Here is a 25,144-nt window from a genome sequence, read left to right on the forward strand (position 1 = left end):
CTCAGATTCTCCCTCATTCGCCGCGCCGGAGCGCGGCCTCCTCCTTAGAAAGTCTGCAGTTGCGCAGCACGGGCCCGCGTCTCCTCACGCGGACACGTACTGCAATCGATCAGCCCGCTACGCGGGCCTGCCGCTCGGCGCGCAACTCGTCGAGCGAGCGGACCTGGCGGCGTGCGGCACCGCTCCACTCACGCGTCTTGACCGTGGCGCGGCTCAGGCGCTCCCTGGCGCCATCGATCGCATGGGCGTATTGCGGCAACCATTGGGCCTGCGCGACGATCATCTCGTCGACCATCTGCCAGACCTCCTCCGGCGTGCAGATGGCGCCGACCAAGGGGTCGTGCAGCATTGCCAGCTTCAAGAGGTCGAGATCGCCGGTGATGGCCGCATGCACCGACATGCGCTGGACATTGATCGAGGCAAGGCAGGTGGCGGCGCAGGCCTCGGGCAGCGTGATACCGGAGACCATGTTGATGCCGAAGCGGTCGACGAAACCGGGGGATTCGATGATCGCATCCGCCGGCAGATTGGTGATGACGCCGGTATTCTTGACGTTGAAGTGGCCACGATAGACCCGGCCCGTTTCCAGCGCCTCCAGGATATGGCTCGCATGCTCGTTCGAGCGCTTGCGCGGGTCGAGTGGCAGACCGGCTGCTTCCAGGAACTGCGGAAACTCGGTCTCGAACCAGTTGCGCGTTTCGGTCGAATACCGGAGGTAGCCGCCGGTTTCGCCGTGGATCCAATCCGACATGTCGATCCAGCGGGTGATTTCCTCCGGGCGTTTGCGATACCAGGGAAGATATTCGGAGAGGTGGCCGTTGCTCTCGGTCGAATAGACACCGAAGCGCTTCAACACGTCGATCCGGAGCTTTTCCTGCTTGGAGAACACCGGGTGCGCCTCGAAGGCGGCGACCAGTTCGTCCTTGCCGATCTTGCGGCCCTTGAGCCTGACATCGACGAACCAGGTCTGGTGGTTGATGCCGGAGCAGATGTAATCGAGCTCGCCCTCGCCGGCGCCGAGTATTTTGGCGATCTGCTCACCGCCGTGCTGGACGCCGTGGCAAAGACCGACCGTGTCGACCTTGCCGTATTCGATCGCCGCCCAGGTGTTCATCGCCATCGGGTTGGCATAGTTCAGGAACTTGGCCCCCGGTTCGGCGACGGCACGAATGTCCTTGCAGAAATCGAGAATGACCGGGATGTTGCGTTGGCCATAGAGGATGCCGCCGGCGCAGATCGTGTCGCCGACGCACTGGTCGACACCGTATTTCAGGGGGATGCGGATATCGTCGGCATAGGCTTCGAGGCCGCCGACGCGGACGCAGCTGATGATGTAGCGCGCACCTTCCAGCGCTTTCAGCCGATCGGTCGTCGCCGTTACCTTCGTCGGCAGGCGGTTCACCTCGACGATCCGGTCGAGGATCGCCTTGATCATCTCGAGATTGCGGGCACTGAGATCGGTGAGCGCGACTTCGATGTCGGTGAGCTCCGGCACGGCGAGAATGTCTGTGAAGAGCTTCTTGGTGAAGCCGATGCTGCCGGCGCCGATGATGGCGATCTTGAAACTTGCCATGCTCTTTTCACTCCTCCTGGACTGCGCCCCTTCATAAGAAGGGTAAAATCAATTCACGGATTTGCCCCGCTGCTACGCGCAACTTCCGCGCGGTTCCGGGTTTTGGCTCGGCTGAAAGCACCGGCCATTGCGCGATTGGTCGCCATTATGTTTATAATTACCGACCCCGCCAGAGCGGTATTGTGCTTTCATGGGTAATTTTATGCTGCAAGATTTGATCAATAACGGCCCGGTCATGCGGACCGTTTCGCTGCCGCGGGGACGCCAGAGCCTGCACACCATGCCGACCAGCACCGGCTACGAAATCCGCACCAACGCCACCTATGACTGGGATGGAAGAAAGCGCGGCAACACGCCCTTCACGGTGCTGCAGCACACGATCGCCGGCGCCGGAAACCTGCGCTACGAGAACCGCAGCTATCGGGTGCGCGAGGGCGAGACACTGCTCTTGCTCGTGCCGCACAATCATCGCTACTGGCTGGAAGACGGCGGGCGATGGGAGTTCTTCTGGATTTCGATGAACGGCGACGAGGCCTTGCGCATTCACCGCGCCATCCTCGCCGTTACCGGCCCGGTCCTGAAGCTGCAGCCGGAAACCATCGAGCATCTGGCCGATTGCAGCCTGCGGCTCATCCGCGGCGGCGAGACGCCGGGGCGCGCTTCCGCGATCGCGTACGAGGCAGCGATGGCGCTCTATGACGACGTCTTCGGCTCGCATCCAGTGTTCAGCCATGAGCACCGGACGATGCACCGGGTCGTCGATCACATCATGAACAATCTGGGAAAGCCCCTGCCGGTCGAGGAGCTGGCGCGTGTCTCGGGCTTGAGCCGCGCACATTTCTCACGCGTCTTCTCCGCCAGCGAAGGCATGGCGCCGGCCGAATATGTCTTGCAGAAGCGCTTGCAGCGCGCCGTGAAGCTCTTGACCAAGACGGCGAGCCTGCCGGTCAAGGAAGTGGCCATCCTCTCGGGATTTGAAGACCCCAATTACTTCGCCAAGGTCTTCCGTCGTTCCTTCGGCTTGAGTCCGACCGAATTCCGCACGACTGGCATGTATGCAAGCGTGCCGGCGGGCTCGGTGGAAGACCCGCCCGCGGACACGAACCAACAACCGGATCGGTCGAAGCTGGCATAGCCGCGTCGGTGCTAATTGCACCTGGGACCCGGATGCCAGCCCCGGCGCTTTGAGCACGAGCAGCGTTGCTCACGCGGCAAGGACGTTCTCGATATGGATCGCGTGAGATCGCCCGTGGCAAACGTTCCCCATCGGTCTTGGGCGAACAGCATCGCTGAAAGAGGTATAAGCTGCGCGCCCCCTAAGGAGGGGGCACCTATTCAGATGCGCCGAGTGATCCAGGCTCCCCAGAACAGGCTCGAGAAGAAGCGCTGCGGCTTTTCGAACCCCGCGGCGATCAACAGGGCCGCCACGGCATCCTCGGATTCCGGTGGGTCGGCACCTTGCAGGATCTTACCGAGCTTGGCCTTGATCTCGTCTCCACTCGCGCCGTTCATCCGCCAGCGCTCCGCCCAAGCCGCCATCATCAGAGGCTGCGAGGCATATGCGTAGTGGTTTCCCGCCAGGATCAATGGCGCTCCCCTCTTAAGCCGCGTAGCGATATCGCGAAGGATCGACTGCTTGGCGTCCTGACCGGGAAGGTGATGTAATACGCCGATGAGCGTCGCCGCATCGAAAAGCCGGTCAGAGGGCAAGTCTGCGACGACACCCAGGACTGATCCCGTGCGATCCAGAAGGCCCGCTGCCGCCACGCGCGACAAGGCCAACTCCAGCATGGAATGCGATGGATCGACCGCAACAAAGCTCCAGCTCGGCTCGAGCCTGCCGGCAGCGACAATTTCGCTCGCCGTGCCACCGGCGCCGGCGACCAGGATGGTCGCGCTGGAGCCGGCTCCGAGGGACGCGGCGAGCATGCATGCAGCCAGTTCGTGACAGGCGTCATAGCCGGCGAGCGCAATCCTGCTTTGTCTTTCATATTCGGCGGTGCGTGAGGCATCGAATTTTTCCGCGGTATCCACGGCCATGGCTTCCCTTCCAAATCTTGGAGCGCAGTGCTGCTCCGTTGCACAGGAGGCCCAGAGTCGCATAGAATCGATCATTATTTTGAGTAAATACATGATCGAAACACCGCCGCTTCAAAAGAAACATGATCGATTGACCGCCTTCCTCAAGGCCTTTGGTTTGCGTGCGGTCGCCAGCGCAGACGCCCCTGGCAGCAACTCCGCCAACCTTTTCGTGATCGGTGATGGCGATGGCGAAGGTCCCACGCATATCTTTTTCCGGGTCCTGGGCGGCCCCTTGCAGCGAAGCGGCCTTGCCATTCTTGCGGCCGCCAAGATCGACTTTGGCGGAGCGGCCAATCCGCTCGTTGGCGCGCTGCCTGAAGAGCTGGTCTTCTCATTGGAAGAGCAACCACAGATGCGCGGATTGGCCGACATCTTGGTCGCCGAGGTAGAGAACAGCCGATGTGGCGGAGGGACCGTCCAGGACCGCATCTGTGAGATCATTGTCGTACTGGCTGTCCGGCGAGCGATTGACCAGGGAACAGTCAATGCGGGCCTGTTGGCTGGGCTTGCCCATCCGACACTTCATCCTTGCCTGGTCGCTGTACATGACGACCCGGCGCGCCAATGGCGCACCGACGTCCTTGCTCGGCTTGCGGGCATGTCCCGCAGCCATTTCGTCACCCTCTTCACGAACGTGGTCGGTATGACGCCGACGGCATATCTGACCGCATGGCGCCTGGCATTGGGGCGAGCCGCTCTCGAAGCAGGCAGCAGCGTGAAAACGGCGGCGGCACTGGTGGGATTTGGCAGCGCCGCCGCGTTCTCGCGCGCCTTCTCGCGCAAGTACGGTTACCCGCCAGTGGGAGCAAAAAGGACAGCTGCGCCCCGACCCGCCTGACCGTTGAGATCGCTCGATCCACGTGGAGACACGGCTTCTCCGCTGAAGGCATGAGCCTTTGGCTGCTCATTCTGGAGTGGGAGTACGATCTCATCGCTCTCTCGATCCGCCTCGGCAATTGGATGGCAAAAGTTGACCGGCGTTCCAGCCGATTGAGCAACTGAACGACGGGAGCTTTGCGCCACCACCCCGACGTGATCGCGCATCGTCGAAATCGGGCGTTGGGTTTATCCCGCTGGGTGAGCTAGACTGCGGCAACACACATGAAGCGGTGCGAAGCGTCATGAGACAGAACGGGACATACTCCAACGCATCTACCACCGTCGCCTTCGTCGACCTGGCCGGGTTCAGCGCAATTGCCGACGTCTATGGCGACGCTTCCGCAATTTACATACTCGAACTTTTCGAGAACATGGTTCGTACTTCTCTTAGAGACTACCAGCCGCCGCTCAAATGGATTGGCGACGAGGCGATGCTCGCCTTTCCGGACCCGGACCTGGCGATTCAGGCACTTGGCACGTTGTTGCAGGCATGCCGGGAGGACACACGATTGCCCCTGACGCGGGCTGGCGTAAATCACGGACCGGTCATTCGCAGGGATGACGACATCTTCGGCTCGACGGTCAATGTTGCAGCCCGTGTTGCCGCTCTTGCCTCTCCCGGCCAGTTGCTCGCGACGCGCCCGATCGCCGAGGCCGCTCAAGCAAGAGGCGTCATGGTCAAGAACCTCGGTCCTAAGGCACTGCGCTCCGTGGCAAGCGAAGTTGAACTGTTTGAGATCGAGCTTGCACCGTCCGCCGACCCGGGATGGGTCGATCCGGTTTGTAAAATGCATGCGCCCTATTCAGCTTACAAACGCGCAGTTCGTGAGGGCCTCTGGTTCTGCTCACCGCTCTGCGAGGAGGCGTATAGAAAATCACCTCAGACATACGCGCTCAAGGTGAACGCCAAGGAACAATGATGACTGAACCTTGCGTGCTTTCGGCCGATCGCTTCGCTGAGGCGCTCGAACAGGTTGCACCACACCGAAAGCCGTAGCCTGCTTTGAGCCTCTCGTGCCCTGCGTCTTGACCGCGTACCGGCGGCAGTGAAATGATCGGCCAGTTCCTGGTGAGGTGTGTGACATGGCTGGGTTCGTGGCAACAAACCCCGAAGCATATGAAGCGTATGTTGGGCGGGGCAGTCAGCATCTCGCGCCTGTCTTCGTGCGCTTCGCCGGTGTTTCAGCCAACGAACGCGTTCTGGACGTCGGCTGTGGCACGGGGCATTTGACTCGTGCAATCGCGGCGGCGAACGCACGCGCAACCGGCATCGATCTGTCACTGCCCTATGTCGATTTCGCGCGACGCGCGACCGCCGACGAGACGGTCACCTTTGACGTTGGTGATGCCCTGGATCTGCCGTACGCGGATGGTGTTTTTGAACGCGCGTTGTCTATGCTCGCTCTGGATTTGTTTCCCGACGCGACCAGAGGCTTACGCGAACTCCGGCGGGTCACGCGGCCGGCCGGCACTGTAGCTGTGGTCGTCAACAACTTCCGCTGCGGCTGGACGCCGTTCAGCCTGGTTTGGGACGCGGCAGCGGTGCTCGATCCTGATGGCGCAGCGATGCGCGACGAAATGGTATCCAAGCCGCTGGGTTGGCATGGCGGGCTCGCAAGACTGTTCGGAGCCGTTGGTTTCGCGAATGTAGTGGAAGAACAACTCAGCGCAATGTTCGAGTATCGGTCGTTCGGAGACTATTGGTCCGGCTTTCTGACGGGGCAGGGAAAGACCGGTAGCTATGTCACCAACCTCGAAGACGCGCACCGCGGCGAATTGGAGCGCCATGTCAAAGCCGCGTATCTTTGTGGCATGGCGGATGGCCCACGCTCCTTTGCCACCTTGTTCTGGGCCGTGCGCGGTGAGGTCCAAACCCAGCAGTAGACGCTAACCCTCGAGGCGCCGTCCTGAGAGAAGGGAGTGTCCGCGGAAATCGCCAGCGACAACTCGAATGGCTATGCTCACAACTCTCCGGGGACAACACGCACGGTCGTCTTGCGTAGGATTTCATCACGCGGCATGTCGCAAGAGTCCCAAAAGTTGGCGATTACCCGGCCAGTTGTTGGGGAAAAACCTGCACTCTCGGAAAGACCAAACCGAGATCGGCATGCATTGCCTGGGCAATGACGCGAAAATCGCGCTCACTGACGGCAAGATGTCCGAAGCGAAGCTTCTGATCCCAGTTGCGGTTGCCTTCGGCAAATTCCAGGCTGTCCAGCCATGGACGAACTGGAGCTTCCATGCTGTCGGCCCAGTCGATGTCGTCGTGGTGCGGGGCAAAGCCGCTCATGCCGAAGAAATAGGGCAGGCGCTCCCTGACCACACCGATGGCGGTAAAGCACGGGAGAGGACCGCGCCCGCGGAAGGCCGCGTTGGGTGCGTAGCCGACAAAACCGTCGCCCGCCTTCATCCGCGTCAACGGTTGAACTTTGCCGTAGCCAAATTGCGAGAGGCCTTGCGATGCATGCTGCCCGTCATCGCCGGGCAGCGCGCCGATCCAGAAGTTGCGCTCACCCGGCTTGCTTCCTACGCCCACCTCAAACATGCCCTGCGCCGACATCGGTCATCCCTCGATCTCTGATCATGGCAACACTTTACGCGCGACCCCTGCCAGATTCTGTCAGCATTGCTGCAGCTACATGCCACACGACGTTGCTGCTCGAAAACGTCGCCTGCCAGTAACGGGTTAATCGCCGAGGAAAATAGGGACATCTAAAACCTTGCCGAACAGGCGCGCTCTTAACCCAGGGGCGAAGGCGCGCCTTAATTGAATAGACTAATCAATTAATTGAAAAGCGAGATCGAGGTGCAGGAAGACGATGGGCGCAAAAAAGGCCGCGCAAAACAAAAGCGCCCGCAGCAGATGCAGGCGCTTGGGCAATTTAGTCAGTCTTGTAGATCGCCTTAGCGGGCGAAGGCCGTGCGTGCGACGCGGTCGATGTCGGCGCGTTCGATGCCGAGATCCCGGAGTTCCCGGTTGGACATGCGGCCCAGCTCGGTGACCGTCTGACGATACTTGCGCCAGTTGTTAAAAGAGCGTGCGATATTCATCTTGATCCCCCTTTCAATGGGCTTTCGAAGCCTGGCAGCCAGTCCGTGGCGCCTCGTTTCGCTTCGATGAACACCTTATAGCTGAGGGCTTTGGTAAGTTGCAGCGCTCAAAAGTCAGCGCTCCCATGTGGGAAATGCATGGGTGGATACGACGGCTGCAGAGCGGCCCCTTTTGCTCGCATCAGATCAGCAAGAATTGCAGCAACGCTATCCGGACAACCCTGATTGCGCCGGCGGATGACCGTGAACAAGGCGCCAGCGGCCAACGCACTGCGTCTGAATATGTCAGCCTCGCACAATCGTGGACACGGAAGCTGTTGATCCCCGCGGCAGAGCCAAGTATTTCTTTTGTCGACAAAGGATTCTGACATGACCGATATCGACACCGACAACAGCCCCATCCCCGAACGCAAGCGCGGCTCCGGCGTGAAGATGGTCTATGACCTCCTGCGCGACGAGATCCTCGACCTCGTGTTGCCACCTGGCAGCCCGATCGACGAGGTGCAACTCGCCGAACGGCTGAAGATGTCGCGCACGCCGATCCGCGAGGCACTAGTGCGCCTCGCCGGCGAGGGACTGATCGACACGTTGCCAAACCGTTCGACGATGGTCGCCAACATCGACTTTCTCAATCTCAATCCGTTCTTCGACGCGCTGGTGCTCATGTACCGGGTCACAACAAGGCTTGCTGCGCAGAACCATCGCCCGGAAGACCTGCCGATTATTCGCGGCTTCCACGAGGATTATGCGGCGGCCGTTCAATCGCGCGACGCGCTGACGATGATCGCCACCAATGCCGCTTTCCATGCGGCAATCGCCGAGGCCGGCCGCAATCCCTATTTCACCAGCCTGTTCCGCCGGCTGCTCGACGAGGGGCGGCGCATCCTGCGTCTCTATTACCAGTCCTACGAGGAGCAGTTCCCGCAGCGCTTCGTCGACGAGCACGCGGAAATCATCGCCGCGATCACAGCGCGCGACGTCGAGGCGGCGGACCGTCTTGGCAAGGCTCATGCCGAGCAGATCGTCGAGCAGGTGCAAAAGCTTTTTGCCCGCAACAACAAGCTCGATATCGCTTTGTAGCAGGCTTTGTATTTTTCTTGTCGACAAATAAAATACAAACAGCTATTGTCTGATCAAAGGCAAGGGCGCGCGTGCACCGTTGCCCCGAAGCCAAAGCCGAGAGGAGTTTCAGATGAAGGCTCAGATTTTCACCGGCGTCATCCCGGCGCTGATGACCCCCTGCAAGGAAGACCGCACCCCCGACTTCGACGCGCTGGTGCGCAAGGGCAAGGAGCTGATTGCTCAGGGCATGTCCGCCGTCGTCTATTGCGGCTCGATGGGTGACTGGCCGCTCTTGACCGACGCGCAGCGCATGGAAGGCGTCGAACGCCTGGTCAAGGCCGGCATCCCGGTCATCGTCGGCACTGGCGCCGTCAACACCGCCTCGGCCGTTGCCCATGCCGCCCATGCCCAGAAGGTCGGCGCGAAGGGCCTGATGGTCATCCCGCGCGTGCTGTCGCGTGGATCGGTCGTCGGCGCCCAGAAGAACCACTTCAAGGCGATTCTGTCGGCTGCCCCTGACCTGCCGGCTGTCATCTACAACAGCCCCTATTACGGTTTCGCCACCCGCGCCGACCTGTTCTTCGCGCTGCGTGCCGAACATCCGAACCTCGTCGGCTTCAAGGAATTCGGTGGCGCCGCCGACATGCGCTATGCGGCCGAGAACATCACCAGCCGTGACGATGGCGTCTCGCTGATGATCGGTGTCGACACCGCCGTCTTCCACGGCTTCGTCAACTGCGGTGCGACCGGCGCCATCACCGGCATCGGCTGCGTGCTGCCGAAGGAAGTCATCCACATGTGCAACCTGTCGCGCGCCGCCGCCGAAGGCGACGTCGACGCACGTCAGCGCGCGCTGGAACTGGAGCAGGCCCTCGCCGTACTCTCCTCCTTCGACGAAGGTCCGGACCTCGTTCTCTACTTCAAGCACATGATGGTGCTGAAGGGCGACAAGGAATACACGTTGCACTTCAACGAGAGCGACGTGCTTTCGGAAAGCCAGCGCGGCTACGTCGAGACCCAGTTCAAGCTGTTTAACACCTGGTACGCCGAGTGGAGCAAGCTCCCGGGCGCCGTCCAGAAGTACAAGGCCTGATCGCCCGTATCGGCCCGTAATTGAAGAGGCCCTCCGGTTGGAGGGCCTCTTTTCGTTTGGCAGTTTTCGCCCATCCGCCGAAGGACGGCGGCGGGTGAGCCGCCGCTTACGCGACGGCGTCGAGCCCGAGCGAGAGAAGCCGGTCGAGTTGTTCCATCTCCGCCGTGTTGAGCACGACACCTTCGGCTTCCGACTTGGCGCGCGCGACGAAGCGGCGCTGCGACGGAAGGCGGGCGCCCTGACCGACGATCGCTTCGAACAGGAGTTCCGCGCGGGCAAACGGATTGCCCGGCCGGCCGGCTGCGAATTTTTCCGGCGAAAAGGCAACGATCAGCTCGCCATGGAAGGGTGCCAGCGTCGTGGTACCGAGATAGTCGAGCACTTCCGGGCTCGTCAGGTCGCCGATCATGATGCCGGCGAGGAGCTCGATCATCGTGCCGATCGCCGAGCCCTTGTGGCCGCCGAAGGGCAGCATGGCGCCGGCAAGCGCTGCTTCCGGATCCGTCGTCGGATTGCCCTCGGCATCGATCGCCCAGCCCTCCGGCAAGGGCTTGCCGGCGCGGCGGTGCAGCTCGATCTCGCCGCGGGCGGCAACCGAAGTCGCAAAGTCGAAGACGTAGGGCGGCTGGTTCTTTCGCGGCCAGCCGAAAGCGAAGGGGTTGGTGCCGAGCAGCGGCTTGTTACCGCCGGTCGGCGCAACGGTCGCGTAGCTCGGGCACATGACGAGGCCGGCAAGTCCTTCTCCCGTCAGCCCCTCGACTTCGGGCCAGAGCGCGGAGAAATGGGTGCAATCATTGATGACGAGCGCGGCAAGACCAAGCGAGCGGGCACGCTCGGCAAGAACGGGCAGGCCGAGTTCGAAAGCCGGGTTGGCGAAACCGCCCTTGGCATTGACCTTGACGATCGCGGAACCTTCCTGCGCATCGAGTTCCGGCACGGCATCCGGCTTCACCTTGCCGGCCTTGACGGTGCGAAGCGCTCCTTCGATGCGGTAGATGCCATGCGATTTACAGGCATCACGCTCGCCGGCAACGATCACGCGGGCAAGTGCGCCGGCCTGGACGGCGTTGAGTCCCGCCTTCAGGAAGATCGCCTCGACGCGCTCGAAAAGCGCTGCGATCGTCAGGGTGTTGGTTTCGCTCATCTCTCTCCCTCTCAAATGCTGCGCCTGATCCGGATGAGCCAGTCAGGCGATTGATGTTCTGCATACATATAGTATACAAAGATCCCACGAGTGCAATTCAGCCATGATCCCCTCTGCCACAAAAGGCAATCCGGGATCGAAAGAAAGGATCCGCAGATGGCCTTCACCCCCAAAGGAAAACACCTGGTCGCCGGCGAATGGCTCGACGGAGCGGGCACCTTCGCCTCGACGCCCGCGCACGGTCCGGTCCATCAGTTTGCTACCGGCACCGTCGCACTGGTCAACCGCGCCGCCGAGGCCGCCGAAGAAGCCTTCCTCAGCTACGGCTATTCGACACGGGCTGAACGCGCTGCCTTCCTGCGCGCGATTGCCGATGAGATCGAGGCGCGCGCCGAGGCCATCACCGAGATCGGCAGCCAGGAAACCGGCCTGCCCGAAGCCCGCCTGCAGGGCGAACGCGGCCGCACCACCGGCCAGCTCCGCCTTTTCGCCGACCACATCGAGAAGGGCGAGTATCTCGACTGCCGTTTCGATGCGGCTCTGCCCGAGCGCCAGCCGGCGCCGCGCCCGGAGATCCGGCTCATCCAGCGGCCGATCGGCCCGGTCGCCGTCTTCGGCGCTTCGAACTTCCCGCTCGCCTTCTCGACGGCCGGCGGTGATACCGCTGCCGCCCTTGCCGCCGGCTGCCCCGTGGTCGTCAAGGGCCATTCGGCTCATCCGGGCACCGGTGAGATCGTTGCACAGGCCGTCGAAGCCGCGATCCGCAAGACCGGCATGCACCCGGGCGTGTTTTCGCTGATCCAGGGCGGCAGCCGCGAGGTCGGCCACGCGCTCGTCCAGCATCCGCTGATCAAGGCCGTCGGCTTCACCGGTTCGCTGGCCGGTGGCCGCGCCCTGTTCGACCTTTGCGCCGCGCGTCCCGAGCCGATCCCGTTCTTCGGCGAGCTCGGCTCGGTCAACCCGATGTTCCTGCTGCCGGAAGCGCTGAAGGCACGGGCCGAAACGCTCGGCCAGGGCTGGGCCGGCTCGCTGACCATGGGCGCCGGCCAGTTCTGCACCAATCCCGGCATCGCCGTCGTCGTCGACGGCGCTGACGCCGATCGGTTCGCCGCCGCCGCCGTCGAAGCTCTCGGCAAGGTGGCGCCGCAGACGATGCTGACCGACGGCATCGCCAAGGCCTATCACGACGGGCAGGCGCGCTTTGAAAGCCGTAACACCGTGAAGCAGCTGCTGACCACCGAATCCTCCGGCCGATCCGCTTCGCCGAATCTCTTCGAGACATCAGGCGAACAATTCCTCGCCGACCACGCGCTCGGCGAAGAAGTCTTCGGACCGCTCGGCCTCGTCGTCCGCGTCGGCTCGACGGGCGAGATGGAGCAGCTTGCCCGCGGCTTCCAGGGCCAGTTGACCACCACGATCCATATGGATCCGGCCGATCTCGAGACCGCCCGTCGTCTGCGTCCGATCCTCGAGCGCAAGGCCGGCCGTGTGCTCGTCAACGGCTTCCCGACCGGCGTCGAGGTGGTGGATTCGATGGTGCATGGCGGGCCCTACCCGGCCTCTACCAACTTCGGCGCGACGAGCGTCGGCACCATGTCGATCCGCCGCTTCCTGCGTCCCGTTTCCTACCAGAACATGCCGGAAGCCCTGCTGCCCGAGGACTTCCAGGGCTAAAGCCGGATGCGGAAAAGTGCGCGCGGTGTTCCGCTCGCATCCCGCTTCCGCTGGTGAGCCGCGACAGATCGCTGCGCAAGGAACCCATTTGGCGAAACAAATGGGAACCTTGCGCACGTCCTGCGTTATGAACTTATACTTTTTGTATACTAATTGTATTTTTCTATTGATTTGTGCTCTCTAAAACGAAATAGTGGCTCAGCCTCATACGGCACTCATTTCAGGGAGAGAGAGAATGAAGACTTCGGTGCTCGCGCTCGGCCTCGTTGCGGCCGCTGCTTTGACCAGCCAGGCCCATGCGGACAAGCTGGATGACGTCATTGGCTCGGGAACGCTGCGTTGCGCAGTCGTGCTCGACTTCCCGCCGATGGGTTCTCGCGACGAGAACAACAATCCGATCGGCTTTGACGTCGACTACTGCAACGATCTGGCCAAGGCACTCGGCGTCACAGCCGAAATCGTCGAGACCCCGTTCCCGGAGCGCATTCCCGCTCTGATGTCGGGCCGCGTCGACGTCGGCGTTGCCTCGACCTCGGACACACTTGAGCGTGCCAAGACGGTCGGCATGACGGTCCCCTACTTCGCCTTCGAAATGGCCGTGACTGCCAACGACAAGTCGGGCGTCAAGTCCTTTGAAGATATGAAGGGCAAGGTTGTCGGCGCCACCGCAGGCACCTTCGAAGCGATCGCGCTCGAAAAGCAGGTCAAGGAATGGGGCGCCGGTGAGTTCCGTCCGTACCAGACCCAGGCCGACGTGTTCCTCGCTCTCAGCCAGGGCCAGATCGATGCCACGGTTTCGACCTCGACGGTTGCCCAGGCCAACGTCAAGGGCGGCAAGTTCGCCGGCATCTCCGTCGTCGGCAAGGCTCCGTTCGATACCGACTACGTCGCGCTCTTCACCAACCGCGAAGAATACGGCTTCATCAACTTCCTCAACCTCTTCATCAACCAGCAGGTCCGCACCGGCCGCTACGCAGAGCTCTACGAAAAGTGGGTCGGCGGCGAGCTCCCGGACCTTACGGCTAAGGGCGTTTACCGCTAATCTGGCCGTCCATCTGGCGGCGCGAAGTGTAGCTTCGCGCCGCTATTCGTTTCCGCAGAGGTGAGACGAACAATGTTCAGTTATACCTTCCATTGGAACCAGGCGCTGAAGGCTCTGCCGCAGATGCTCGATGGAGCGTTGGTCACCTTGCAGGTGGCTCTGCTCTCGATGGTCATCGGCCTGGCACTGGCGCTGGCGCTGACGGCCTGCCGCCTGTCCGGAAATCGCATCCTCGGTGGTCTTGCCACCGCCTGGGTCGAGATCGCCCGCAACACGCCGGCACTGTTCCAGATCTACATGGCCCATTTCGGCCTCGGCAATTTCGGCATTCATCTGAGCCCCTATACGGCGCTGCTCGCCGGGATCGCCTTCAACAATGCCGGCTACCTCGCCGAGAATTTCCGCGGCGCGCTCAAAGCAATTCCGGACACCCAGACGCGCGCCGGTCGCTCGCTGGGCATGACCTCGGTTCAGGCCTTCCGCTACATCGTGCTGCCGCAGATGCTGCGTGTTGCCTTCCTGCCGGCCACGAACCAGATGGTCTGGGCGATCCTGATGACATCGCTCGGCGTCACTGTCGGCATGAACACCGATCTCGCCGGCATCACGCAGGAACTGAACGCCCGCTCGTTCCGCACCTTCGAATTCTTCGCCATCGCCGCGGTGATTTACTATGTCATCGCCAAGGCCGTGACGCTGGCGGCGCGTGCGCTCGCCGCGCGCATGTTCCGCTACTAAGGAGAGGTGAGAGATGTTCAACACCGCCCTCACCCTAAGTGATCTCGGCTTCCTGCTGCAAGGCGCCTTGATGACGCTCGCAGTGACGGCCGTCTCGGTTACCGCCGGCACGATCCTCGGCGTCATCTTCGGCGTCGTGCGCAACCAGGTCGGCCCCTATTGGGCCGCGCCCTTGACCTTCGTGCTCGACGTCTTCCGCTCGGTACCGCTGCTTATCCAGCTGGTACTCGGCAACGCCTTCCAGTCGATCGCCAAGCTTGGCTGGCCTCCGTTCACGACCTCCTGCGTGGTGCTGTCGCTCTATACGGCCGCCTATTGCACCGAGATCGTGCGCGGCGGCATCTCGTCGGTACCGCCGACGACGCGCCGCGCGGCCCGCTCGCTCGGCATGACCTGGTGGCAGGACATGCGCTATATCGTGGCGCCGCTCGCCACCCGGGTTTCGCTGCCGTCCTGGATCGGCCTGACGCTCGGCGTCATGAAGGACTCGGCACTCGTCCTCTGGCTCGGCCTGATCGAGTTGCTGCGCGCCTCGCAGGTGCTCGTCACACGCCTGCAGGAACCGCTGCTGATCCTGATGATCTGCGGCGCCATCTACTTCCTCATCAGCTTCCCAATCGCCCGGCTCGGCGGTTACCTTGAAAAACGGTGGTCCAATGATTGAGATCCAAAACGTCCGCAAATCCTTCGGTTCGCTGGAGGTTCTCAAAGGTATCGACCTCACCGTCAACAAGGGTGAAGTCGTCACCGTCATCGGCGGCTCCGGCTCCGGCAAGTCGACGCTGCTCACCTGCATCAACGGCCTCGAACCGATCGATGCCGGCCGCATTCTGGTCGATGGCACCGAGGTCCACGCCAAGTCGACCGACCTCAACAAGCTCAGGGCCAAAGTCGGCATCGTCTTCCAGCAATGGAACGCCTTCCCGCACCTGACCGTGCTCGAAAACGTCATGCTGGCGCCGCGCAAGGTGCTCGGTCTCTCCAAGGAGAAAGCCGAGGAGATCGCCGTCAAGCAGCTCACCCATGTCGGCCTCGGCGAAAAGCTTTCGGTCTACCCGACCCGCATGTCGGGCGGCCAGCAGCAGCGCATGGCAATTGCCCGCGCACTCGCCATGTCGCCGGAATACATGCTGTTCGACGAAGTTACCTCGGCACTCGACCCGCAGCTCGTCGGCGAAGTGCTCGACACGCTGCGCATGCTTGCCTCCGAAGGCATGACGATGATCTGCGTCACCCATGAAATGAAGTTCGCCCGCGAAGTTTCCGATCGCGTCGCCTTCTTCCACAAGGGCGTGATGGCGGAAATCGCGGCACCCGAGGCGCTCTTCGGCGCCCCGAAGGACCCGGAACTCAAGAAGTTCCTGGCAGCAACGCACTGAGCCGATCATGAAGGATGCAGTTCAGCCTGACGTCATAGTCATCGGCGCCGGTGTTGTCGGCCTTTCTGCGGCGATCGCCGCCCAGGCACGGGGGCTTTCCGTCACCGTGCTCGACCGGGAAGGTCCGGCAGCCGGAGCCTCGGCGGGCAATGCCGGGGCCTTCGCCTTCACCGACATCCTGCCGCTCGCTTCGCCCGGCATCCTCAAGAAGGCGCCGAAGTGGCTACTCGACCCGCTTGGGCCTTTGAGCGTCCCCCCGGCCTATGCGGCGCAGATCGCTCCGTGGATGTTCCGCTTCTGGCGCGCCTGCTCGCCAAGCCGCGTCGCCCATTCGACGACCGCGCAGACGGCGATGATGGACCTCTCCAAGGCGGAGCTCGAACCTTTCCTCGCCGCAACCGGCACGCTGCCGATGCTGCGCAAGGAAGGCAATCTCCAGGTCTATGAAAGCGAAGCCGAACTGAAGGCCTCGCTTCCCGGCTGGAGGGCCCGGGCCGAGCACGGCATCGAATTCCGTCATATGGGTGCGGCCGAAATGGCCGAGATCCAGCCCGGTCTGGCGCCGCGCTTCACTCACGGCACATTCACCCCAGGCTGGTACTCAATCGCCGATCCGAAGCTCTATACGCTGGCGCTTGCCGACCATTTCCGCGCCAAGGGCGGCACCATCGAGCGTGCCTACGTTACGGCATTGAAGCCGGTCGATGGCGGCGTGGAGCTGACGGCGGACGGCAAGACGCGGCGTGCGGACCAGGTCGTGCTCTCGGCCGGCGCCTTCTCGCACCAGATCGCCCGCACGCTCGGCGAACGCATTCCGCTGGAAACGGAACGTGGCTACAACACCACGCTTCCGCAGGACGCCTTTGACCTGCGCACGCAGGTCACTTTCGGCGGCCACGGCTTCGTCGTCACGCGACTTTCAACCGGCATCCGCGTCGGCGGCGCGGTCGAACTCGGAGGCCTGATGCTGCCGCCGAACTACCGCCGTTCGGAAGCGATGCTGAAGAAGGCTGAGACCTTCCTGCCCGGCTTCAAGAGCGACGGCGGCGTACAATGGATGGGCTTCCGTCCGTCGCTGCCCGACAGCCTGCCGGCGATCGGCCGTGCCCGCGCAACGGGCCGCGTCGTCTACGCCTTCGGCCACGGCCATCTCGGGCTGACCCAATCGGCAGGCACTGCGCGGCTCGTTGCCGATCTGCTGACCGGCCAGCGTCCGGCGATCGATATCCAATCCTTCTCGCCTCAAAGGTTCTGATAGAGCATCGACCATGGCCACCTATACCTTCTCCTGCATCGACGGCCACACCTGTGGCAATCCGGTCCGCCTCGTTTCCGGCGGCGGTCCGCGGCTCGAAGGGGCCAACATGCTGGAAAAGCGGGCTCATTTCCTGCGTGAATTCGACTGGATCCGCACCGGCCTGATGTTCGAGCCGCGCGGCCACGACATGATGTCCGGCTCAATCCTCTATCCGCCGACGCGCGCCGATTGCGATGTGGCAGTGCTCTTCATCGAAACCTCCGGCTGCCTGCCGATGTGCGGCCACGGCACGATCGGCACCATCACCATGGCGATCGAGAATGGCCTCATCACCCCGCGCGAGCCCGGCAAGCTCTCGATCGACGCGCCGGCCGGCAAGGTCGACATCACCTATCGCCAGGAGGGCCGCTTCGTCGAGGAAGTGCGCCTCACCAACGTGCCCGGCTTCCTCTATGCCGAAGGGCTGACGGCGGACGTCGAGGGCCTCGGCGAGATCGTCGTCGACGTCGCCTATGGCGGCAATTTCTACGCCATCGTCGAGCCGCAGAAGAACTTCCGCGACATGGCCGATCATACGGCCGGCGAACTCGTCGGCTGGAGCCCGAAGCTGCGCGCGGCGTTGAACGCCAAATACGAGTTCGTCCATCCGGAGCACCCCGAGATCCAGGGCCTCAGCCACATCCAGTGGACCGGCAAGCCGACGCAGGCCGAGGCGCACGCGCGCAACGCCGTTTTTTACGGCGAAAAGGCGATCGACCGTTCGCCCTGCGGCACCGGCACCTCGGCGCGCATGGCCCAGCTTGCCGCCAAGGGCAAGCTCAAGGTCGGTGACGAGTTCGTGCATGAATCGATCATCGGCTCGCTGTTCAAGGGCCGCGTCGAGGCAGCGACCAAGGTCGCCGACCGCGATGCCATCATTCCCTCGATCGCCGGCTGGGCCCGCATGACCGGCATCAACACGATTTTCATCGATGACCGCGACCCCTTCGCCCATGGATTTGTCGTAAAATGACCCGATCGATCTCCGCCCGCAGCATTCTTACCGGTTCCGCCGATGGCCCTGTTATCGCCACCGAGGAGGCGCTGAGCTTCTGGGGTGGGGTCGACCCCGCTACAGGCCGAGTGATCGATGTGCACCATCCGCTGCATGGCCTCTGTCTCACCGGCGGTATCCTCATGATGCCGTCGAGCCGCGGCTCCTGCACCGGTTCGGGCGTTCTGCTCGACATGGCGCTGACCGGCCGTGCACCCGCCGCGCTGGTCTTTTGCGAAGCCGAGGACGTGCTGACGCTCGGCGCGCTGATTGCGGCAGAGATGTTCGGCAAGTCCTTGCCGGTACTCAGGGTTTCGCGCGAAGCCTTCAAGGCGCTCTCGCAGGCAAAGTCGGCGCGCATCAGCGATACGACGATCGTGGCCGACGGCCTGACGGTCCAGGTCGAACCGCCGGCGACGGCCGCACTCGATTTCACCGAGAACGATCGCGCCATGCTCGAAGGCCGCGACGGCATCGCAGTGCAACAGGCGATGCGCATCATCTCGGCCATGGCCGCACAGCAGGGTGCGGAAAAGCTCGTGAACGTGGTGCAAGGCCACATCGACGGCTGCATCTATGCGAGCCCGGCGAACCTCACCTTCGCCGAGAAGATGGCAGACATGGGCGCGAAGGTCCGTGTGCCGACGACGATGAACGCGATTTCGGTCGACCGCGCCAACTGGCAGGCGCAGGGCGTGCCGGAGAGCTTCGGCGATCCGGCCGCAAGGCTTGCCGACGCCTATGTGCGCATGGGTTGCCGCCCGACCTTCACCTGCTCGCCGTACCTGCTCGACAGCGCGCCGAAGGCGGGCGAATCCATTGCCTGGGCCGAGTCCAACGCTGTCATCTTCGCCAACACGGTGCTTGGCGCACGCACGGCAAAGCATCCTGACTTCCTCGATCTGTGCATTGCGCTCACCGGACGTGCGCCGCTGTCCGGCGTCTATCTCGACGAACAACGCAAGGCGAAGCGCATCATCGACGTGGAGCTTCCTGACAACATCGACGATGCCTTCTGGCCGCTGATCGGTTATCTCGCCGGCCGCGCCGCGCCCGATCGCATCCCGGTTCTGCGTGGTCTTGCTTCCGCACGGCCCTCCCGCGACGACCTCAAGGCGCTCTGCGCCGCTTTCGGCACGACGTCCGCAGCACCCATGCTGCATGTGGAAGGCGTCACGCCTGAAGCCGAGGGGGCCGCCGCCGAAGATGCCGACCGCACGGAGATCACGCGCGCCGACATGGTCGAAGCCTGGGTGCATTTCAACGAAGGCCCTGCCGAAATCGAGCTCGTCGCCATCGGCAGCCCGCACGCTTCGCTCGAGGAATGCCGCGCGCTGGCCGAAGCCTTCGACGGTCGGAAGCGGCACAGCGATGTCGCCGTCATCGTGACGGCCGGACGCGACGCGATCGCCGAGGCGAAGGAAGACGGGTTGCTCTCGCGCCTTGAAGCAAGCGGCGTTCAGGTGCTGCCCGATCTCTGCTGGTGCTCGATCTCGGAGCCGGTCTTCCCGACGAAGACCCGGGCGCTGATGACCAATTCCGGCAAATATGCCCATTACGGACCCGGCCTCTCCGGCCGCGCCGTTCGCTTCGGCAGCCTTGCCGATTGCGTCGAGGCGGCGCTGACGGGTCAGGTGCCGGCGCGACTGCCGGCCTGGCTGTCCTGACGACTTTGTCTCGAGTCTACTGCATGTTTCCCTTGATCGTAGCCGACTGAAGAGGCGTCTAAGTCTAATAAGACGCGCGGCGCTGGAGGCGCTCCGCCCATCGCTGCGTGCACCTGCTGTGCTCGACGCCGGCGCCTGTCGCATCGAGACCCCATGCACAGTGCCCCCACGCACGTTGCAGAAACACCACCCCGTCGCAGCTCCCGTCCGAAGAAGAAGAAAAACGTTCCGCCGGCGCGCCAGCACGACGGTCCGGATCAGGATTTCGTGAGCCTGCGGTCACGATCTTTCAATCGTTGAAAGCAACCCCTTCGAGAATCAGAAGAAAGCGAGTAATCTGAGGGAACATTGCGCATGGGACGCCGTTTATTCGAATGAGCGAGCCGATAAGCAGCGATCCCCGTCTCAGCCAGCGGCCGCGGGAGAGCATGATGCAAAAGAGTGAATGCGATGTCTTTGATCTCTTCTCCGAGATCTACACGAGTGCAGCGCAGGAAGAAATCAGCCTTCAAGAATACCTTCTCGCATGTCGTGACGACAAAAGCATGTATGCCACCGCGCAGGAGCGGATGGTCACTGCCATCGGCGATCCGACCCTGATCGACACCAGCGCGGACGAACGTCTCGGCCGTATCTTTTCAAACCGGACCGTCAAGATCTATCCATCCTTTGCCGACTTCTACGGCATGGAGGATACGATCGAACGGATCGTCGGTTACTTCCGCTATGCCGCCCAGGGGCTCGAGGAGCGCAAGCAGATCCTCTACCTGCTCGGGCCGGTCGGCGGCGGCAAGTCGTCGCTCGCCGAACGTCTCAAGAAACTGATGGAACAGCAGCCGATCTACACGCTCGCAGTCGGCGGCAAGATCAGCCCGGTCTTCGAATCGCCGCTAGGTCTCTTCCATCCCGACCGGATGGCCGATCTCCTCGAAGACAAATACGGCATCGCACGGCGGCGTCTCACCGGCCTGATTTCTCCCTGGGCAACGAAACGGCTCGACGAGGTTGACGGCGACATCTCCAAGTTCAGCGTCGTCAAGCTGACGCCGTCGCGTCTGCGCCAGGTCGCGATCGCCAAGACTGAACCAGGTGATGAAAACAACCAGGACGTTTCCTCGCTGGTCGGCAAGGTGGATATCCGCCAGCTCGAACACTACAGCCAGGCCGATCCGGATGCCTATTCCTACAGCGGCGGCCTCAACCGCACGACGCAAGGCCTGCTCGAATTCGTCGAAATGTTCAAGGCGCCGATCAAGGTCCTGCATCCGCTGCTGACGGCGACACAGGAAGGCAATTACAACGGCACCGAAAACTTCGGCGCGTTTCCCTATCAGGGCATCGTCGTTGCACACTCCAACGAATCCGAATGGCTGCAGTTCAAGAACAACAAGAACAATGAGGCCTTCCTCGACCGCATCCTGGTGGTCAAGGTTCCCTACTGCCTGCGCGTCACCGAGGAACGACAGATCTATGAGAAGCTGCTGCGCGAAAGCGAGCTCACCAAGAGCCCCTGCGCACCGGAAGTTCTCGAATGCCTCAGCCGCTTCACCGTATCGACACGCCTTGCCCGCCACGAGAACTCGCCGCTCTACACCAAGATGCGCGTCTACGACGGCGAGAACCTGAAGGACACCGATCCCAAGGCGAAGTCCGTTCAGGAATATCGCGACGCCGCCGGCGTCGACGAGGGCATGACCGGCATCAGCACCCGCTTTGCTTTCAAGGTGTTGTCCGAGACCTTCAACTACGACACCAAGGAGGTTGCGGCCGATCCCGTGCACCTCATGTATATCCTGGAACAGGCGATCCGCCGCGAACAGTTCCCGAAGGAGACCGAAGCGAGCTATCTCGACTTCATCAAGTCCGAGCTTGCCACCCGTTACGCCGAATTCATCGGTCACGAGATCCAGAAGGCCTATCTCGAATCCTATAGCGAATACGGCCAGAACCTGTTCGACCGCTATATCGCCTATGCCGACGCGTGGCTCGAAGACCAGGATTTCAAGGATCCCGACACCGGGCAGATCCTCAATCGCGAGATCCTCGACAGCGAACTGTCGCAGATCGAGAAACCGGCCGGCATCGCCAATCCCAAGGATTTCCGCAACGAGGTCGTGAAGTTCACCCTGCGCGCCCGCGCCAAGAATCATGGGCGCAACCCCTCCTGGACGAGCTACGAGAAACTTCGCGACGTGATCGAGAAGCGCATGTTCGGCCAGGTCGAAGACCTGCTGCCGGTCATCAGCTTCGGCTCGAAGAAGGACAGCGCCACCGAGAAGCAGCATGCCGAATTCGTCCAGCGCATGACCGAGCGCGGCTACACCGAGCGTCAGGTCCGGCGGCTAGTCGATTGGTACATGCGGGTCAACAAGGCGGGCTGACGATGCCGAAGCAGGGGATTGGTATATGCCGAATTTCATCGACCGGCGGCTCAATCCGAAGGACAAGAGCCTCGGCAACCGACAGCGATTTCTGAAACGGGCCCGCGAAGAACTCAAGCGGGTCATCAAGGAACAGGTCAAAACCGACAGGATCATCGACGTCGATGCCGCCCACGGCGTGCCGATGCCGACGGATGGCGCCAACGAGCCGACGTTCCAGCCGGCCCGTGGCAGCGGCGAACGCAATTATGTGCTTCCCGGCAACAAGCAGTTTTCGGCAGGCGACCGCCTGCCGAAGCCGGAAGCAGGCGGGGGCGGAGGCGGCCGGGGGCGCCCCGGGACCGGAGAAAGCGAAGACGACTTCCAGTTCGTCCTTTCACGCGAAGAGGTGCTCGATCTTTTCTTCGAGGATCTGGAACTGCCCGACATGGTCAAGCTCAGCCTCAAGGAAACGGTGTTGTTCAAACCGCGTCGCGCAGGCTTCGCCACCGCGGGCACGCCGACCAACATCAATGTCGGGCGGACCATGCGCAACAGCTTCGGCCGACGCCTGGCGCTGCATCGACCGAAGGAAAAGGAACTGACCGCCATCGCCGAGGAGATCGCGCGACTGGAAGCGACGCCGGAGCTTTCACCGAAAGACCGCCAAAGGCTCAGCGAGCTTCGCAGCGAACTGGAGAGGATCGAGCGCAAGCGACGTCGCATACCCTATGTCGACCCCGTCGACATCCGCTTCAACCGCTTTGAAGCGCAACCGCTGCCGAACGCCAATGCGGTCATGTTCTGCCTGATGGACGTCTCGGCCTCGATGGGCGAACGCGAGAAGGACCTCGCCAAGCGCTTCTTCGTGCTTCTGCACCTGTTCCTGAAGCGGCGTTACGAACGGATCGACATCGTCTTCATCCGCCACACGGACGAAGCCCGCGAGGTTGACGAGGAGACGTTCTTCTACAGTACCCAAAGCGGCGGCACGGTCGTCTCGACCGCGCTCGAGGAGATGATCAGGGTCATCGAGGAACGCTACCCCTCGCAGATCTGGAACATCTATGCGGCGCAGGCCTCTGACGGCGACAACATCATCGGCGACAGCGAGCATTGCGCCGCGCTGCTCCGGGAGAAGCTGACGAAGCTCTGCCAGTATTACGCCTATGTCGAGATCATCGACGAGCGCGAGACGGAAATCTTCGGATCGACGGACAACGGCACCGCGCTCTGGCGCGCCTATCGCACGGTGGATGGCGAGAAGTCGAATTTCCAGATGACCCGGATCGCCAAGCCCGCCGACATCTACCCGGTCTTCCGCAGGCTCTTTGCCCGGCAGCCGGCCACACGCACCCGGAAATGAGGGACGACCGGATGGCTCGACGTGCGACTTCAGGTCTCCTGTTCCAGGGCTCGGACTGGAATTTCGTGACGCTTTCCCGTGCCTATGACGCGATCGAGCAAGTCGCGCTCGAGGAAATGGGCCTCAACGTCTACCCGAACCAGCTGGAGATCATCACCTCCGAGCAGATGCTCGACGCCTATTCTTCGGTCGGCATGCCGCTCATGTACCAGCACTGGTCTTTCGGCAAGCGCTTCGCCTATGAGGAACACCACTATCGCAAGGGCCACCGCGGCCTTGCCTATGAGCTGGTGATCAATTCCAATCCCTGCATCACCTATCTCATGGAAGAGAATACGATGGCGATGCAAGCGCTGGTCACGGCGCACGCAGCCTTCGGCCACAATCATTTCTTCAAGAACAACTACCTCTTCCGCCAGTGGACCGATGCCGGAGCCATTCTGAGCTACATGGATTTCGCCAAGAAATACGTGGCCAAATGCGAGGAACGGCACGGAACTGCCGCGGTCGAGGCGATCCTCGATTCCGCTCACGCGCTGATGGACCAGGGCGTCTTCCGCTATCGCCGGCCGCCGCGGCTCTCCTCCGAAAAGGTTCGGGAACGGGCGCGGGAGCGGCTGGAATATGAGGAACAGACCTATAGCGATCTCTGGCGGACGCTGCCGCAGACGGCCGAGAGCCATGACCCGGCCGACGCCGAGCGGGACGCTTCCGAGCGCAAGAAAGTGCTGAACCTGCCGGAAGAGAACCTGCTCTATTTTCTCGAGAAGCACAGCCTGATCCTGGAACCGTGGCAGCGGGAGCTGCTCCGGATCGTCCGGGTCATCGCGCAATATTTCTACCCGCAGCGGCAGACGAAGGTCATGAACGAAGGCTGTGCCACCTTCGTGCACTACACCATCATCAATCGGCTCTACGACCAGGGCCGGATTGGCGAGGGCCACATGCTGGAGCTCTTGCAGAGCCACTCCAACGTCGTCTTCCAGCCGGATTTCGACGACCGGCGCTATCCTGGGATCAATCCCTATGCGCTCGGCTTCGCAATGATGCAGGACATCCAGCGGATCGCCACCGAGCCGACGGACGAGGACCGCGACTGGTTCCCTTCCATTGCCGGCAACGGCGACTGGATGGAGACGCTACGCGACGCCTGGGCCAACCACCGCGACGAATCCTTCATCCTGCAATATCTGAGCCCGGCGGTGATACGCAAATTCCGGCTGTTCCACCTCGCAGACCGTGCGTCCGACCGTTTTGTCGAGGTCGCTTCGATCCACAACGAACGCGGCTATTCGGCGGTTCGCTCTGCCCTCGCCAACAGTTACGACCTCGGCGCAAACCAGCCCGATATTCAGGTGATGGACGTTGATCTCCTCGGCGACCGGCATCTTCGATTGCAACACAATGTGAAGAGCGGAATCCTGCTCGAGGAAGGCAGCCGCGACGCGACGCTGCGCCATGTACGCCACCTCTGGGGCTACGAAGTCAGCCTCGCCGGCGTCGACCCGCAAACGGGGCGCACAGTGTATGAATGTTCGACGGCAAAAAACGCCTGAGCAAGACGCGAACGGCTTTTCGCCGCAGGTGCCGGCCGAGGCGCGCGGGAGGGCCATCAAAACGGGCATCACAAGAACTCAGGGCAGGCATTAGAATTATTTGGTCTTGTGACGACCTCGATGGCTCGCGGGCTGCGCCAGCACCGTGAAACCGCTCCGCGGAGCGCAACCCGGCGCCTACTGCACG

The 25,144-nt window shown here is 62.4% G+C and carries 22 protein-coding genes; 17 read left to right on the plus strand and 5 right to left on the minus strand.

Annotation, left to right across the window (positions count from 1 at the left end; genetic code table 11):
* Positions 1 to 109: 109 nt before the first annotated feature.
* Positions 110 to 1,573 carry an alpha-glucosidase/alpha-galactosidase gene (locus QM996_RS28530; protein ID WP_334197225.1) on the minus strand — a complete coding sequence of 488 codons (1,464 nt, stop codon included), beginning with the start codon at positions 1,571 to 1,573 and terminating at the stop codon, positions 110 to 112.
* Between the two features lie 190 nt (positions 1,574 to 1,763).
* Here QM996_RS28530 and QM996_RS28535 point away from each other — a divergent pair, with 190 nt between their 5' ends.
* Positions 1,764 to 2,708 carry an AraC family transcriptional regulator gene (locus tag QM996_RS28535; protein ID WP_334197226.1) on the plus strand — a complete coding sequence of 315 codons (945 nt, stop codon included), beginning with the start codon at positions 1,764 to 1,766 and terminating at the stop codon, positions 2,706 to 2,708.
* Positions 2,709 to 2,908: 200 nt separating this feature from the next.
* On the opposite strand, the gene QM996_RS28540 is transcribed toward QM996_RS28535, so the two are convergent.
* On the minus strand, positions 2,909 to 3,613 hold the full coding sequence (locus QM996_RS28540; RefSeq protein WP_334197227.1) for a class I SAM-dependent methyltransferase: 705 nt from the start codon (positions 3,611 to 3,613) through the stop codon (positions 2,909 to 2,911).
* 91 nt (positions 3,614 to 3,704) lie between these two features.
* Here QM996_RS28540 and QM996_RS28545 point away from each other — a divergent pair, with 91 nt between their 5' ends.
* The 3 genes from QM996_RS28545 (at position 3,705) to QM996_RS28555 (ending at position 6,418) form a co-directional block, all read left to right on the plus strand.
* A complete protein-coding gene (locus QM996_RS28545) occupies positions 3,705 to 4,493 on the plus strand; it encodes a helix-turn-helix transcriptional regulator (protein WP_334198701.1) in 789 nt (262 codons plus the stop codon).
* A gap of 283 nt (positions 4,494 to 4,776) precedes the next feature.
* On the plus strand, positions 4,777 to 5,454 hold the full coding sequence (locus tag QM996_RS28550; protein ID WP_334197228.1) for an adenylate/guanylate cyclase domain-containing protein: 678 nt from the start codon (positions 4,777 to 4,779) through the stop codon (positions 5,452 to 5,454).
* A gap of 163 nt (positions 5,455 to 5,617) precedes the next feature.
* Positions 5,618 to 6,418, plus strand: coding sequence for a class I SAM-dependent methyltransferase (locus tag QM996_RS28555; protein WP_334197229.1), 801 nt, complete (start codon positions 5,618 to 5,620; stop codon positions 6,416 to 6,418).
* A 163-nt stretch (positions 6,419 to 6,581) separates the two neighbouring features.
* Here QM996_RS28555 and QM996_RS28560 read toward each other — a convergent pair whose 3' ends face one another.
* Positions 6,582 to 7,094, minus strand: a complete 513-nt coding sequence (locus QM996_RS28560; protein WP_334197230.1) for an EVE domain-containing protein — start codon at positions 7,092 to 7,094, stop codon at positions 6,582 to 6,584.
* A 344-nt stretch (positions 7,095 to 7,438) separates the two neighbouring features.
* Positions 7,439 to 7,585, minus strand: coding sequence for a DUF1127 domain-containing protein (locus QM996_RS28565; protein ID WP_173519540.1), 147 nt, complete (start codon positions 7,583 to 7,585; stop codon positions 7,439 to 7,441).
* Positions 7,586 to 7,954: 369 nt separating this feature from the next.
* Between QM996_RS28565 and QM996_RS28570 the strand changes: the two genes are divergently transcribed.
* Positions 7,955 to 8,665, plus strand: coding sequence for a GntR family transcriptional regulator (locus tag QM996_RS28570; protein WP_247959207.1), 711 nt, complete (start codon positions 7,955 to 7,957; stop codon positions 8,663 to 8,665).
* Between the two features lie 112 nt (positions 8,666 to 8,777).
* Positions 8,778 to 9,740 (plus strand): dihydrodipicolinate synthase family protein, encoded by a 963-nt coding sequence (locus QM996_RS28575; RefSeq protein WP_334197231.1) that lies wholly within the window; start codon positions 8,778 to 8,780, stop codon positions 9,738 to 9,740.
* 106 nt (positions 9,741 to 9,846) lie between these two features.
* Here the strand turns inward: QM996_RS28575 and QM996_RS28580 are convergent, their stop codons facing one another.
* Complete coding sequence (locus tag QM996_RS28580; RefSeq protein ID WP_334197232.1) at positions 9,847 to 10,884, minus strand: Ldh family oxidoreductase; 1,038 nt, start codon at positions 10,882 to 10,884, stop codon at positions 9,847 to 9,849.
* A 156-nt stretch (positions 10,885 to 11,040) separates the two neighbouring features.
* Between QM996_RS28580 and QM996_RS28585 the strand changes: the two genes are divergently transcribed.
* From QM996_RS28585 to QM996_RS28635, 11 genes are all read left to right on the plus strand, one after another.
* Positions 11,041 to 12,558 carry an aldehyde dehydrogenase (NADP(+)) gene (locus QM996_RS28585; RefSeq protein ID WP_334197233.1) on the plus strand — a complete coding sequence of 506 codons (1,518 nt, stop codon included), beginning with the start codon at positions 11,041 to 11,043 and terminating at the stop codon, positions 12,556 to 12,558.
* A gap of 235 nt (positions 12,559 to 12,793) precedes the next feature.
* Positions 12,794 to 13,600 (plus strand): ABC transporter substrate-binding protein, encoded by an 807-nt coding sequence (locus tag QM996_RS28590; protein ID WP_173519535.1) that lies wholly within the window; start codon positions 12,794 to 12,796, stop codon positions 13,598 to 13,600.
* Between the two features lie 72 nt (positions 13,601 to 13,672).
* Complete coding sequence (locus QM996_RS28595; RefSeq protein ID WP_334197234.1) at positions 13,673 to 14,338, plus strand: amino acid ABC transporter permease; 666 nt, start codon at positions 13,673 to 13,675, stop codon at positions 14,336 to 14,338.
* A 13-nt stretch (positions 14,339 to 14,351) separates the two neighbouring features.
* Positions 14,352 to 15,002, plus strand: a complete 651-nt coding sequence (locus QM996_RS28600; RefSeq protein ID WP_334197235.1) for an amino acid ABC transporter permease — start codon at positions 14,352 to 14,354, stop codon at positions 15,000 to 15,002.
* Positions 14,995 to 15,717, plus strand: a complete 723-nt coding sequence (locus QM996_RS28605) for an amino acid ABC transporter ATP-binding protein (RefSeq protein WP_173519532.1) — start codon at positions 14,995 to 14,997, stop codon at positions 15,715 to 15,717. Before QM996_RS28600 ends, QM996_RS28605 begins: the two co-directional genes overlap by 8 nt.
* A gap of 7 nt (positions 15,718 to 15,724) precedes the next feature.
* A complete protein-coding gene (locus QM996_RS28610) occupies positions 15,725 to 16,972 on the plus strand; it encodes an NAD(P)/FAD-dependent oxidoreductase (protein ID WP_334197236.1) in 1,248 nt (415 codons plus the stop codon).
* 13 nt (positions 16,973 to 16,985) lie between these two features.
* Entirely contained in the window at positions 16,986 to 17,987 is a 1,002-nt protein-coding gene (locus QM996_RS28615) for a 4-hydroxyproline epimerase (protein WP_334197237.1), read from the plus strand.
* Positions 17,984 to 19,675 (plus strand): cis-3-hydroxy-L-proline dehydratase, encoded by a 1,692-nt coding sequence (gene lhpI, locus QM996_RS28620; RefSeq protein WP_334197238.1) that lies wholly within the window; start codon positions 17,984 to 17,986, stop codon positions 19,673 to 19,675. The genes QM996_RS28615 and lhpI overlap by 4 nt, the downstream gene beginning before the upstream one ends.
* Positions 19,676 to 20,106: 431 nt before the next feature.
* Positions 20,107 to 22,056, plus strand: coding sequence for a PrkA family serine protein kinase (locus QM996_RS28625; protein ID WP_334197239.1), 1,950 nt, complete (start codon positions 20,107 to 20,109; stop codon positions 22,054 to 22,056).
* A 25-nt stretch (positions 22,057 to 22,081) separates the two neighbouring features.
* Positions 22,082 to 23,401, plus strand: coding sequence for a YeaH/YhbH family protein (locus QM996_RS28630; RefSeq protein ID WP_334197240.1), 1,320 nt, complete (start codon positions 22,082 to 22,084; stop codon positions 23,399 to 23,401).
* Positions 23,402 to 23,412: 11 nt separating this feature from the next.
* Positions 23,413 to 24,957 (plus strand): SpoVR family protein, encoded by a 1,545-nt coding sequence (locus tag QM996_RS28635; protein ID WP_334197241.1) that lies wholly within the window; start codon positions 23,413 to 23,415, stop codon positions 24,955 to 24,957.
* The last annotated feature ends 187 nt before the right edge of the window (positions 24,958 to 25,144 follow it).

The organism is Sinorhizobium chiapasense, assembly GCF_045277575.1.
GTDB lineage: Bacteria > Pseudomonadota > Alphaproteobacteria > Rhizobiales > Rhizobiaceae > Ensifer > Ensifer chiapasense_A.

Bases quoted from the DNA above. Each gene is read 5' to 3' on its own strand.
- QM996_RS28530 (WP_334197225.1), bottom strand. From the start codon at position 1,573: ATGGCAAGTTTCAAGATCGCCATCATCGGCGCCGGCAGCATCGGCTTC.
- QM996_RS28535 (WP_334197226.1), top strand. From the start codon at position 1,764: ATGGGTAATTTTATGCTGCAAGATTTGATCAATAACGGCCCGGTCATG.
- QM996_RS28540 (WP_334197227.1), bottom strand. From the start codon at position 3,613: ATGGCCGTGGATACCGCGGAAAAATTCGATGCCTCACGCACCGCCGAA.
- QM996_RS28545 (WP_334198701.1), top strand. From the start codon at position 3,705: ATGATCGAAACACCGCCGCTTCAAAAGAAACATGATCGATTGACCGCC.
- QM996_RS28550 (WP_334197228.1), top strand. From the start codon at position 4,777: ATGAGACAGAACGGGACATACTCCAACGCATCTACCACCGTCGCCTTC.
- QM996_RS28555 (WP_334197229.1), top strand. From the start codon at position 5,618: ATGGCTGGGTTCGTGGCAACAAACCCCGAAGCATATGAAGCGTATGTT.
- QM996_RS28560 (WP_334197230.1), bottom strand. From the start codon at position 7,094: ATGTCGGCGCAGGGCATGTTTGAGGTGGGCGTAGGAAGCAAGCCGGGT.
- QM996_RS28565 (WP_173519540.1), bottom strand. From the start codon at position 7,585: ATGAATATCGCACGCTCTTTTAACAACTGGCGCAAGTATCGTCAGACG.
- QM996_RS28570 (WP_247959207.1), top strand. From the start codon at position 7,955: ATGACCGATATCGACACCGACAACAGCCCCATCCCCGAACGCAAGCGC.
- QM996_RS28575 (WP_334197231.1), top strand. From the start codon at position 8,778: ATGAAGGCTCAGATTTTCACCGGCGTCATCCCGGCGCTGATGACCCCC.
- QM996_RS28580 (WP_334197232.1), bottom strand. From the start codon at position 10,884: ATGAGCGAAACCAACACCCTGACGATCGCAGCGCTTTTCGAGCGCGTC.
- QM996_RS28585 (WP_334197233.1), top strand. From the start codon at position 11,041: ATGGCCTTCACCCCCAAAGGAAAACACCTGGTCGCCGGCGAATGGCTC.
- QM996_RS28590 (WP_173519535.1), top strand. From the start codon at position 12,794: ATGAAGACTTCGGTGCTCGCGCTCGGCCTCGTTGCGGCCGCTGCTTTG.
- QM996_RS28595 (WP_334197234.1), top strand. From the start codon at position 13,673: ATGTTCAGTTATACCTTCCATTGGAACCAGGCGCTGAAGGCTCTGCCG.
- QM996_RS28600 (WP_334197235.1), top strand. From the start codon at position 14,352: ATGTTCAACACCGCCCTCACCCTAAGTGATCTCGGCTTCCTGCTGCAA.
- QM996_RS28605 (WP_173519532.1), top strand. From the start codon at position 14,995: ATGATTGAGATCCAAAACGTCCGCAAATCCTTCGGTTCGCTGGAGGTT.
- QM996_RS28610 (WP_334197236.1), top strand. From the start codon at position 15,725: ATGAAGGATGCAGTTCAGCCTGACGTCATAGTCATCGGCGCCGGTGTT.
- QM996_RS28615 (WP_334197237.1), top strand. From the start codon at position 16,986: ATGGCCACCTATACCTTCTCCTGCATCGACGGCCACACCTGTGGCAAT.
- lhpI (WP_334197238.1), top strand. From the start codon at position 17,984: ATGACCCGATCGATCTCCGCCCGCAGCATTCTTACCGGTTCCGCCGAT.
- QM996_RS28625 (WP_334197239.1), top strand. From the start codon at position 20,107: ATGCAAAAGAGTGAATGCGATGTCTTTGATCTCTTCTCCGAGATCTAC.
- QM996_RS28630 (WP_334197240.1), top strand. From the start codon at position 22,082: ATGCCGAATTTCATCGACCGGCGGCTCAATCCGAAGGACAAGAGCCTC.
- QM996_RS28635 (WP_334197241.1), top strand. From the start codon at position 23,413: ATGGCTCGACGTGCGACTTCAGGTCTCCTGTTCCAGGGCTCGGACTGG.